The sequence below is a fragment of the Limnobaculum allomyrinae genome (genome assembly GCF_016649425.1).
GTDB classification, from domain to species: domain Bacteria; phylum Pseudomonadota; class Gammaproteobacteria; order Enterobacterales; family Enterobacteriaceae; genus Limnobaculum; species Limnobaculum allomyrinae.
This window is the reverse complement of record NZ_JADRCR010000021.1, coordinates 1-11,401: the sequence shown is the minus strand read 5'-3', so window position 1 is coordinate 11,401 and position 11,401 is coordinate 1. Positions and strand designations below refer to the sequence as shown.

Sequence of the window (11,401 nt, the reverse complement as noted above, 5' to 3'; positions counted from 1 at the left end):
ACGTATTGAAGCTGATGAACTGGCATTCATGCGTCTATTTTTCCCCAACATCCCCGACGAAGAAGCACGGTACCGAGCTGTTGATGGTAAACGCTATAAGGCGTTAGGCAACAGTATGGCGGTTATCTGACAAGCATGGGGATGAATGCTGGCAGCGCTGCTACCGGGTTACTTCGTGCTCATAAGGCTCAAATATCATTAGCTACGGCGCAGGTTAAAGCCGGAAGGGCTGCATTGATTCAGGCCTCTGCTGATGTCAGTCGTCGCACAGCAGCTTTAGCTGCCGCACAAGGTACATTGCAACAAGCCGCAGCAGAACGAGCGCTTGATATGGCTCAGAGAAGACGAAAGGCAACGGTTGATGCTTTGACTGCTGCACAGGCACGACTGGCTTCTTCGACCAGTTTGCTTTCTGCTGGCATGGGGTTGCTGGGCGGTCCTGCTGGCATTGCCGCCATGGCTGCAACGGGTATTTTTTACTTTGCCCAGAAATCAGCGGAAGCGGAGAGAAATGCTTTAGCATTGAAAGATCAGGTCAAATTGTTGACGTCTGATATCGAGAAAATGAACGATGTCACAAAAAACTCAGCTATATCAGAGCAATTTGAGGTAATTAAAAAGCAAGAAGATCAGATTGAGTCTGCCAGAGCAAAGTTAAAATCTTACTACCTTGAATTGCAAATGGCTGGTCAGGTAAATGCCGGAGAGGTTGAGCCCAGTCCGTTTATTCGTCACGATGCCGCCGCTATTGAGCGGGATATCAAAAAGCAGTTGAAAGCGATTCAGGATCTGGAGGAAGGACTTAATAAGGCCGGACATGAATACAATATGCTGACTAATACAGCGTATCGTGCAGGTGTGGCATTGAGAGAAACCGTTGACGATGTATCTGCTGCTGCAAATGAAGCTGCTCGTCTTGCTCTCAATTTTGAGAGCCTGGATAAATCCATCAATAGCACTGCACTTCAAATTGATGTGGCTAAATTGGCGAGTAAGGGTTTATCAGAGGAAGCCTTTGTTCTCGCTGGTTTACAAAGGGCTATGGGCGATGCCGCTTTGGAATCTGCTGCTGATCTTATTACTCTGGCAAAGAGTGAGGAAATAGCTGGGGATATGGCCGAAGGACTAAAGGCCAAATTAACCGATCTCGCTGGTAAACTTAAAAGTTTATATAAGTTAAATGAAGAGAAGCCAAAGAAAAGTAAGGCAAGTGGGGGTAGTGGTAATAAACCAGAGGATACGTTTAAGCGCCAAAATGCACAAATGTTGCAGCAAATTGCGTTGTATGGAAAGACTTCTGAACTTGCCAAAATTCAATATCAATTTACCCATGGTGAACTGAAATCACTCGACTCTGCTAAAAAAGTAGCTCTTGAGCGTAATGCTATTGAGCTGGATCGCTTGAATGCCCAACGTGATTACAAGTCCTTAATGGATGGATTACAGACGGATGAAGAGCGATTGCTCTCTACAACCAAAGAACGCCTGGAAGTACTTAAAAAGGCGAATCTGAGCGCGGGAGAGTATCAGGAAGCCGCAGAGAAAATATCTAAAGCCAGTGTAGCCAAGCCACCAGAATTTGACGGACTGTCGCCAGAAGTGGGTGGTGCTGCTAGTGAAATGATTAATATTGCCAAGGCCGAGGCAGAGCTTAAAAAGTGGCATGATACACAAATTGAAATGCAAAATCAGTTGCTTGCAGAAAAAGAGATCAACGCAAAACAGCATGCTGACCGATTAACGGAGATAGAGCAAACCGGTGCTGCTCGCCGTTCTGAAATACAGAGCGCTTATTCCGCTGCTGCACTGGGTACTGTTGCCAGTATGACCGGGCAAATGGCTGATATGATGTCTCAGATGGGGGATAAGAATAGCGCTGCTTATAAAGCAATGTTTTTAACCAGCAAAGCGGCTGCGATCGCGCAGGCAATGATCAGCACTGAAGTTGCAGCCACAAAAGCATTGGAGATGGGTACGGTTCTGGGTATACCGGCAGCAGCATTAGTCAGAGGATTAGGCTATGCCTCTATAGGGATGATAGCCAGCCAAACCATAGCTGGTATGGCACACGATGGTATTGATAATGTCCCCAGAGAAGGTACATGGTTACTTGATCGGGGTGAGCGTGTTGTTGATGCCCGGACAAATGCTGATTTAAAAAGTTATTTGAGTAGCGCCAATGGTAGCCGTGGTGGGAATGTTATCAATATTAATATTCCCGTTGAAGCTGGTAATAATGTCTCTGAACAGGATGGAAAAGCGTTAGGGGCATTGATTAGACAGCAAACGATATCAGTTATTACTGAGCAGTCACGACCTGGTGGTCTACTGAATAGAAGAGGATAGCAATGGAAACATTTCATTGGCGCCCAGTACCTGGAATGTCTGTGCCAACTGAGCCCAACGTGCGCGTTGTTAAGTTTGGCGATGGTTATGAACAGCGACAGCCAAAGGGGATAAATAATAACCTCAAAACGTATTCTTTAACCTTTAGGATCCCTCGCCATGAGTTCTGGGTGATTGATGATTTTTTAACGAGCCATGGTGGTGTTGATGCTTTTTGGTGGACTCCGCCACTTCGTTATGAACCGATTAAAGTTGTTTGCCGGAAGTGGACGCCAACAATAAACAGGAGAAGAATAGAAATATCCTGCGAGTTTGAAGAGGTTATGGTTTAAATAAAGGGCTGTAAAATACAGCCCATAATATATTTATGGTTTATAGCTAGGGCTAATTCTAAAGCCAGCATTACTATTAATTATAGATGAGCAGCTTTTGTTTATATTCTCAATCTTATAGTACATGATTTCAGCATAATGGCGATGGGCAAGGTGCTCTAGTCTGGCTGCACTTACGTCATAACCGGCCTTAGCTAAATTAAATAGTAATGCGCTAATAGCTGATGGTGCGCTGTCACTAAGTCCAAACAGCATTTTTACTGGGAATCTACATGGATTGGTGTGAGAGAAATCACTACACCCATTAGCTCTCAGAATATATTCGTGCTGGTTCCACCATGTTATGGGAAAGTGAATATTTAGTTCTGAAATTTCAGGTGATTGTTGTTTACCAAGATATTCACCTTCAAGAACGTTGAGGTATTCAACGGCTTCAGCAACTTGCGGCGGTGTAAGTTGGTGAATATGGTCAACCTCGAAGTGCTGATGAACCAGTTTCCAAATGTCAGGGTAGATTTTACCAAGACCCGTTGTGATTAACCGCTCAGCGGTCTGGCGTAATGGGGTAAGTTGCTTTGCTGTGCATTGGCGAACCTTCGGTTTGGCATATACGCCATTTTTGCGGATTGACGGCAAAACCTCCGCAGTGACCCACTTACGGAATCGATGAGGAACAGATCCTTTTTTCACAGCATCACGGCAACGAAGAACCAGCGTATACATACCGGACTCATTGACAATATTTACCACACCTTGACGCCCTATGTTAAACATAGATCGTTCATCGTCATCTAATCTTTCAATGGCTTGCGTAACGTTCTGGATGCCGAGAACAGAGCATACATCCTGAGCAACAAACCAAGGATCACTGTTTATGTTTAGTGCTCTTATATTATGGGATTCAAAAGTGAATGGAACTACAGGTTGTTTGGTCATAATTTGTATCCTACTTGATATTTTGAGTTGGGGTGATCAGGCGCTCAAAACCGCAAGTAGACGGCGGGCATATTTCCCTTTCGGGTATTTTATTAGCCACACGCCCGATCATAATTCAAAATCCAGATACAAAAAAACCGCATATCTAACGGGCGCGGTAACCGCTACTTGAGGTGTTTTGAGCACCATGCAAGAAAGATATAGGAAGTAAGCGTTATGAGCAAGATATTTATCTAAATCCATATCACAACTAGTATTAATGTCAGGTGCGCGTGTCGGTTTCGGTTGATATTATGGTGTAGCTTCTTACTTTGTCAGGTATGGAATTATGAGAAAAATAGTTTTATTTATTAGTATATTATTTATATTGTCTGGTTGTGCTAGCGTTCAGGAAAAATCAATATCAACAAAATTATCAGCAAGAGCTTATAATAGTGTAGCTAAAGCCTATATGCCAATGCTCACATCCGCAAGTGTTGTTACTTATGGGGATAAAGAATATATAAAGTATTTGATTGATTTATATAGCTATAGTGAATTTGGTAAAGACAGATTCTATTTAGCATTGGATAAAGATGGTGCAGATACAGCCATTAACATTATTGATAAATATTTGAAATGGGAATCTATAGCAAAAAGAGATTCAGATATAGTAGATAAAGAGATGCAGGAACTGTCTGGGCCTAAATATCTATCAGTAGCCTATAAGTTTGGGATGGCATCAGGTAATGAAAGAAATCATTATTTATACATCCAGCAATGTTCAGATGGATTGATGAGCATATGTCTTTATAGCGTATATTTAAATAAAGAAGATGCTTTGATTTTGAAGGATGAATTGGGGCGATATTTATCAGGATCTTTAAAAGTTACTGATGATTCTAAATATCAATAATTCCTTGATTTCATCAAAACCCCGCTAGCCGGGGTTTTTTATTACCTAAATTCTGGAGAAATTATGCAGGATTTACCAAAACAAACGCTATTAGAAACGGCAAAGCCTAATCAGGATGTGCTGGTTGAGTTGTTTGAGCTTGATTTAACACATATTGGCGGTGACTTGTTTCGATTTCATTCTGGAATGAATGAAATAAGAAGTTCAGTTAAATGGCAGGGTAAAATATACGAACCTTATCCAATTGAAGCCAGCGGTTTTGAATTTAATGGGCAGGGAACGAGTAATAGACCAACATTGACTGCAGCCAATATTACTGGGTTGGTTACTGGATTAAGCCAAGATTATGATGATCTTGTTGGCGCTATTGTTACTCGCCGACAGATGTATAGTAAATTTCTGGATGCTGATAACTTTCTTGAAGGTAATCCACAGGCAGATCCAACACAAGAGCTGGTTTCTCGATATGTGGTTGAACGGATGACAGCTTTAGAAGCTGACTTTGCCAAGTTCGAATTAGCGCTGCCATGTGAGAGCGACGGCGCATTATTACCAGCCAGAGCTATTATCGCAGATACCTGTAACTGGATTTATCGTAGTTCTGAGTGTGGGTATACCGGTGGGGCCGTTGCTGATGAATTTGATAACCCAATGACAGACCCTGCATGTGATAAATGTGGTAAACGCCTGACATCCTGCAAACTTAGATTTGGCAAAAGCAACCCACTCCCTTTTGGTGGTTTTCCGTCCGTTTCAAAAATGTCCCGGTAAATAAAATGATTGAAAAACAAATACTGGATCATGCATTAGTATGTTATCCCGAGGAATCTTGCGGCTTCGTGATAGCAACAGAAGCCGGGCTATCATATATGCCATGCCTTAATATTGCTGGCACGCCGACTGAGTTTTTCGAAATATCGCCAGATGATTGGTTAAGAGCTTATACGGCTGGAGATATTGTGGCATTAGTTCATAGTCACCCTGATGGATTGCCGATACTTAGTGGAACAGATAGAGAAGTACAGCGGCGGACGAATCTTGACTGGTGGCTGGTGTGTGGGGGAGACATCTATCGATACAAAAATGTGTCTCCATTGCTGGGGCGTAGCTTTAACCATGGATCAATGGATTGCTACACGCTATTTCAAGATGCTTATCACCTGGTTGGCATTGATATGCCTAATTTTTCTCGTTCAGATAATTGGTGGGAAACAGAGCAGGATCTTTATATCACCAATATGGCGAAAACTGGTTTTTATCGAGTGAAACAAGCGGAACCCGGTGACATTATTTTAATTTGCCTTGGTAGCCATAAAGCAAATCATGCTGCGATCTATTGTGGAAATCAGCAAGTACTGCACCATTGCCCTAACCGGATGAGTAAAAGAGATATTTATAACGGTTACTGGATCAAGTACACACATTCAATATGGAGACATAAAGCATGGCCATCGTACGGCTTTACGGCGATCTCGAACGATATGGACGTAAGTTTAATCTGAATGTAATTAATGCAGCTGAAGCTATCCGGGCGTTAACTCTACAAATCCCAGGATTACGCCAACATATGCAAAGTGATTATTATCGGGTTCGTATTGCTGGTAATGATATTAATGAGAATGCATTACAGGCGGGAATGCTCTCGGTTTTGAAAGAGACGGATGTTATTCATATTATTCCTCGCGCACTGGGGGCTAAAAATGCCATGGGTATACTTCAGTTTGTCGCTGGAGCCGCTATGGTTGTCGTTGGTATTTATACCCAAAACTATGGACTTGTTGGAGCCGGTGTCGGATTGATGTTAGGTGGCGTTGCAACAATGCTTACGAAGATGCCGAAAACTAAAACTGCAGAGGAAGGGGCAACGAATAATAATACAGCGTTTTCGAATCTTGATAATACTATCGCTCAGGGCCAGCCGGTACCACTTTGCTATGGGCGAATGATGATTGGTTCAAAAGTCCTTTCTCAAGGATTAAGCACAGAATAACTATTGGTTAGACATGATGACCTGCTATGGCAGGTTTTTTCATTTATGGAGCCGGATAATTATGGGTAAAGGCGGTGGCAGTTCCCACACTCCAACAGAGCAGCCTGACAATCTAAAATCGAAACAGAAGCTATCTATTATTGATATGTTATGTGAAGGACAGATAGAAGGGCCGGTAGGTGGTTTACGTGGTGTATATCTGAATAAAACTCCAGTACAGGGTGATGATGGTACCAATAATTTTGCTGGTGTTAATTTGCAATGGGTCGCAGGTACCCAGGCACAGGATTACTTATCTGGTTTCCCATCTTCTGAAAACGAAGTTTCTGTTGGCAGTGAAGTAAAGCATTCAACTCCTATAGTTAGAACCATTACCGATGTTGATATTGATCGTGTTCGGGTTACCGTTGGTGTTTCTGCATTATATGAAGTTACTGATAAGGGCGACACGAATGGAAGCTGGGTTCAATTAGTTGTGCAGGTCGGGAGTGGTTCTATTTGGCGCACAGTTAGCACAGTGGATATCAATGGTAAGACGAGAAGCCAGTATTTACGCTCAGTCATTGTTGATGATCTTCCCGCTCGTCCATTTAATATTCGAGTTGTCCGGACGAATGAAGATAGCACATCCTCTCGCCTGGAGAATAAAACAGTCTGGTCCAGTTACACCGAGATCATTGATACAAAACTCACTTATCCCAATACGGCCGTTGTTGGACTTCAGTTTGATTCTGAACAGTTTAACGGGGTACCAAGCCGTCAATATCTTATTGATGGGCTGATTGTTCAGGTTCCGGATAATTACGACTCAATAAACCGTACTTATAACGGATTATGGACTGGTACTTTTAAGCCTAGTTGGACGAATAATCCAGCCTGGATATTTTATGATTTAGTCACCAATGAGCGGTACGGTCTGGGTAAACGTTTAGGGCAGTTTGGCTGCGATAAATTCTCTTTGTATATCATTTCTCAGTATTGTGATCAGCTGGTTGATGATGGCTTTGGTGGGAAAGAGCCACGCATGACGTGCAATGCCTACATCACAGATCAGCGCCAGGCTAAAGATTTACTGGATGATTTGGCATCGGTGTTTCGGGCTATGCCGGTTTGGGATGGTTTACAGATGACATGCGTTATGGACAGACCGTCTGATCCTGTCTGGCGCTACAGCAATGCTAACGTAATCGATGGTAAGTTCTCTTATTCTTCCAGCGCTCAAAAAGCTAGGCATACTGCCGTACATGTTCGTTATGTGGATCCGAATAACGGGTGGGAAACAGCAACGGAATATGTTGCAGATGATACGTTAATCGCCAGGTATGGACTGAACGTCAGTCAGGTTGATGCTTTCGGCTGTACTTCTCGTGGACAAGCTCACCGGGCAGGGAAATGGATATTAGAAACCGAGCGACTGGAAAAACAGACAGTTAGTTTTCAGGTTGGCAGAGAGGGAATTAAACATCTACCAGGCGATATTATTGAAGTTGCTGATAACAATTTCGCTGGCGCCAGAATCGGTGGCCGTATAGTCAGTATTGATGATGGGAAACAAACCGTAACTCTGGATCGTGATGTTGTTATTACTGATGATGAACAGGCTTTTTTTGGTTACATCGATAATAATGGCACCCCGCAAAAAGTGCAGGTTTTTTCCCATCCAGAACCAAATATCTTGGTACTTGGCAGGGCCATTGATGGCATGACCGATTACGGGATGTGGACATTATCAACAGCAACAATTAAACCTCGATTATTCAGGGCGCTGGGGATATCTGAGGATGAGGGGACCTATACCATTTCAGCTATTCAGCACGTACCAGAAAAAGAGTCCGTGGTTGATAATGGTACCGTCTTTGACCCTGACACGAATACGTTATATAGCGGGAGGATCCCGCCAGTTGAGCATTTACAGATCGAAGCTATGCCTGATTCTGATGTATTCCAGATCCGCATGACCTGGGACACTCCACGAGTTATGAGTGGTTTAGTGTTCGATGTGAAACTGATGCGCGAAGATATGGTGCATAAACGTGAAATCGTGTCTGATACTGAATTTTTATGCGGCAACCTTCCACTGGGTAATTATTCCGTAGCTATCCGGGGTAAAAATCCTGCTGGCCAACTTGGAACAGAGACAACGACAGTCTTTGAGATTGGTCCTCCGTCATTACCCGATCACCTTCAGGTTACTGTAGGCAACTTTAACGTAACCATAAAACCGGTTGTAACGAAGCCAACCAGCCTTGGTACTCAGTATGAATTCTATAAAGGAATGACTGAGGCAGAGGTCATTGCACAGTCAAACTATCTTGGACGGGCAACCGTTCTTAATGATGTGAACTGTACACCGGACACTGAATACTGGTATGGAGTGCAGGCCGTTAATGGTGTTGGTCGGTCTAATGTGATGATCCAACAAGTGCGGACGAAGTTGAAGCCAGAAGATATTCTGGATTTGATTGGCCCTGAAATTCCAAAGTTAGACTGGGCGAAAGAGCTATCAGAAATGGTAGAAGAGAACAGCAGCAACATCGTACTACTGGAAGACCGTGCCGCGCTGGTCGTGAATAAAGATAATCGGGTAACCGGTATCACGATCACGGCAGGCGATGAGGCCAGCGCTATAGATTTTCTTGCTGATTTTGTTTCATTTACCGATCCTGATTCGTTTGAGCGGAATTTATACTGGGACAACAACAGAAAAACGCTGATTTTAAAAGGCGAAATCCAGCTATTGGATGGTACCAGTGTTTCTTCTAAAAATGATTTGGGGAATGGGGCTGGTGGTATTTTCCGTATTAAATCAGCGTCAGGTGTTTTCCCCGGAAGTGCAGAAGTTGCAAATGCGCTTTTCCGCTCGGCATTCGGTACCGATCCCGGTATTGATACAGTATTAACCTTTTATTCCGTTAATGGTGCCGGCAAGGTCGATCGGGCTGATTCTCGAATGTATAACGGCACTGACTGGATCACGCCTATGTTGTTTATTGACGGTGATCTGATTGCACTGGGAACTATTCGCGGCGACCGGCTGGTAGCCGGTACGGAAATTTATGCACCGGTAATCAGAGGCGGAGCCCTTGTTGCTGCCAGCATTCAGGGGGGAACACTTAATATTAACGACCGATTCATTGTTGATCAGTATGGAAATGTAGCAATCCGCAATGCTAACGCTGGTGTTGGCCTGCAGATTACTTCCAGTTCAGTTGATGTTTATAACGAATATGGACAACTAATGACAAGAAACGGGAGACTCTGGTAATGGCTGAATATGGCTTTTTAATCAGTCAGGGAACAGGAAAGACAATCAATATAACAAGCGGCGCACGGGCCGCTTCTTTTTTAGGGGTTAAGGATAACGGTCAATATCCTAACTGGCAGGACTGGAATAATTGCTATTTTACGGATTATGTAGCTGGCACTTCCATGTATGTGATCCCGATTATAACTGCTAATTTTAACCCGGTGCCAGGTGGTGCATATCCGGCTTTAACATACGCTACTTATTTTGATATTTCAGGTAGCAAAGTTACCCCACGGTTTAATTCAGATACACCAAACAACATGCGAATTGCTGCGATGCAGATTTATCCTGCAGGTAATACAGGAGCCTATGGGCTGGCTCTATGGGATGCAACGGATTTTTCTGCTATCACGAACAGTGGGATGGCAGGCGTTGTGACATACTCGGCCCGAGTCCTTATCAGTGGTACCTGGTATTTGCCTGCTGGTATTCCGGGGCGGGGGAATGGGGTAATATTTGCCAACTTTACCAATCCCAATGTTTCACTGGCACCAACACCGGATTTAACCGGCGTAATAGCAACCGATTTTAGTGGTAACGCGGCGACCGTGGAGGCTTATATAGTTTATGTTTCCAGCGGATTTAATCTCACTATTCCTCAGTATGGCTTTGCTATTTACAACACAGCAGGGCAGGCAACTTTTACCAGTGCTCACACGCCTTTATTGCTTCGTGGCGAAGTGTCGATGCCCGGCTCTGGTATGCAATGGGTAGGCGCTCCGGCAGGTATTCAGCAGATGATGGTGCCTGTTTGTTCTCCGGGCGCTGATTTCACCACAGGGCAACGAAACCAATATTTACTCTATCGCAGTGGAATAACGATGAATGGCAATAGTTTTGCTATTGCTCATAGTCAGCTAACCGGCAGTTTTACAACCGGCAGTTATGTCGGTTTGCCGCGCTGGTGCATTACCAGTACAACCATTCCCGTTCTGGACGCAACAGACTACTTCTAATCTCAATTTGAAAGGTCAATCATGGCTATTAAAATCTCTGGCGTTTTACGCGATGGGATGGGTAAACCGATCCCGAAATGTACTATCGAGCTTCATTGTAAAAAGACCTCCTTAACCGTTGTTGTTGAAACTGACGCTCTCCTTGGGGTTGATATTACCGGTTCATATACAATGCAGGTCGAACCGGGGAAATACGAAGTTTCACTATATGTCAGGGGATTTCCTCCAAAGCGTGTTGGTAGTATTGATGTGTATGCTGATTCGCTGCCTGGTACTTTAAATGATTTTCTGATGATGCCTGGTGAAAGTGATCTAACCCCAGAGCTGGTCCTTATTTTCCAACAGTTACGAGATGAGGCGCGACAGGCGGCAGATGAAGCCAGAGTAGATAAAGAACTTGCCGACAATATTCTGACTGATGTTCGTTCTATTCAAACTGATGTGACAGCAAAGCAGCAGCAAGTTAGTGCCGATGCTCTGGATGCAAGCAATTCTAAAACCAGCGCAGCGGCGTCTGCTGCAACATCAAGCGACAATGCAGCTAATACTGCTGCAGATGCTCAGTCCACAGCAGTAGATAGAGCCGCTGTGAGCAATGATAAGCAGGCTGTTTCAACTGATAGAGAATTAGCACAGCAG

General features: G+C 43.9%; 10 protein-coding genes. 9 read left to right on the top strand and 1 reads right to left on the bottom strand.

Going from position 1 to position 11,401, the window contains the following annotated elements:
• Nucleotides 1-135: 135 nt before the first annotated feature.
• Both I2494_RS20355 and I2494_RS20350 read left to right on the top strand, forming a co-directional pair.
• Nucleotides 136-2,346 carry a hypothetical protein gene (locus I2494_RS20355; RefSeq protein ID WP_218468795.1) on the top strand — a complete coding sequence of 737 codons (2,211 nt, stop codon included), beginning with the start codon at nt 136-138 and terminating at the stop codon, nt 2,344-2,346.
• 2 nt (nt 2,347-2,348) lie between these two features.
• Nucleotides 2,349-2,678, top strand: a complete 330-nt coding sequence (locus I2494_RS20350; protein WP_218468794.1) for a phage tail protein — start codon at nt 2,349-2,351, stop codon at nt 2,676-2,678.
• Between the two features lie 33 nt (nt 2,679-2,711).
• On the opposite strand, the gene I2494_RS20345 is transcribed toward I2494_RS20350, so the two are convergent.
• Nucleotides 2,712-3,614, bottom strand: a complete 903-nt coding sequence (locus I2494_RS20345) for a BRO-N domain-containing protein (RefSeq protein WP_228351053.1) — start codon at nt 3,612-3,614, stop codon at nt 2,712-2,714.
• A 328-nt stretch (nt 3,615-3,942) separates the two neighbouring features.
• On the opposite strand from I2494_RS20345, the gene I2494_RS20340 reads away from it, so the two are divergent.
• The 7 genes from I2494_RS20340 to I2494_RS20310 all read left to right on the top strand — a co-directional run.
• Nucleotides 3,943-4,509 (top strand): membrane lipoprotein lipid attachment site-containing protein, encoded by a 567-nt coding sequence (locus tag I2494_RS20340; protein ID WP_218468793.1) that lies wholly within the window; start codon nt 3,943-3,945, stop codon nt 4,507-4,509.
• Nucleotides 4,510-4,572: 63 nt separating this feature from the next.
• Nucleotides 4,573-5,280, top strand: coding sequence for a phage minor tail protein L (locus I2494_RS20335; RefSeq protein WP_218468792.1), 708 nt, complete (start codon nt 4,573-4,575; stop codon nt 5,278-5,280).
• Nucleotides 5,281-5,285: 5 nt separating this feature from the next.
• Nucleotides 5,286-6,011, top strand: coding sequence for a C40 family peptidase (locus I2494_RS20330; protein WP_218468791.1), 726 nt, complete (start codon nt 5,286-5,288; stop codon nt 6,009-6,011).
• Nucleotides 5,954-6,499 carry a tail assembly protein gene (locus I2494_RS20325; RefSeq protein WP_218468790.1) on the top strand — a complete coding sequence of 182 codons (546 nt, stop codon included), beginning with the start codon at nt 5,954-5,956 and terminating at the stop codon, nt 6,497-6,499. Before I2494_RS20330 ends, I2494_RS20325 begins: the two co-directional genes overlap by 58 nt.
• A 61-nt stretch (nt 6,500-6,560) precedes the next feature.
• Complete coding sequence (locus I2494_RS20320; RefSeq protein WP_218468789.1) at nt 6,561-9,764, top strand: host specificity protein J; 3,204 nt, start codon at nt 6,561-6,563, stop codon at nt 9,762-9,764.
• On the top strand, nt 9,764-10,762 hold the full coding sequence (locus tag I2494_RS20315; RefSeq protein ID WP_218468788.1) for a DUF6453 family protein: 999 nt from the start codon (nt 9,764-9,766) through the stop codon (nt 10,760-10,762). Before I2494_RS20320 ends, I2494_RS20315 begins: the two co-directional genes overlap by 1 nt.
• A gap of 21 nt (nt 10,763-10,783) precedes the next feature.
• Nucleotides 10,784-11,401 (top strand): prophage tail fiber N-terminal domain-containing protein (locus I2494_RS20310; RefSeq protein ID WP_228351052.1); only part of this gene is annotated, 618 nt, incomplete at its 3' end.

Coding starts and splice junctions, on each gene's coding strand:
- I2494_RS20355 (WP_218468795.1), top strand. CDS start 136: ATGGGGATGAATGCTGGCAGCGCTGCTACCGGGTTACTTCGTGCTCAT.
- I2494_RS20350 (WP_218468794.1), top strand. CDS start 2,349: ATGGAAACATTTCATTGGCGCCCAGTACCTGGAATGTCTGTGCCAACT.
- I2494_RS20345 (WP_228351053.1), bottom strand. CDS start 3,614: ATGACCAAACAACCTGTAGTTCCATTCACTTTTGAATCCCATAATATA.
- I2494_RS20340 (WP_218468793.1), top strand. CDS start 3,943: ATGAGAAAAATAGTTTTATTTATTAGTATATTATTTATATTGTCTGGT.
- I2494_RS20335 (WP_218468792.1), top strand. CDS start 4,573: ATGCAGGATTTACCAAAACAAACGCTATTAGAAACGGCAAAGCCTAAT.
- I2494_RS20330 (WP_218468791.1), top strand. CDS start 5,286: ATGATTGAAAAACAAATACTGGATCATGCATTAGTATGTTATCCCGAG.
- I2494_RS20325 (WP_218468790.1), top strand. CDS start 5,954: ATGGCCATCGTACGGCTTTACGGCGATCTCGAACGATATGGACGTAAG.
- I2494_RS20320 (WP_218468789.1), top strand. CDS start 6,561: ATGGGTAAAGGCGGTGGCAGTTCCCACACTCCAACAGAGCAGCCTGAC.
- I2494_RS20315 (WP_218468788.1), top strand. CDS start 9,764: ATGGCTGAATATGGCTTTTTAATCAGTCAGGGAACAGGAAAGACAATC.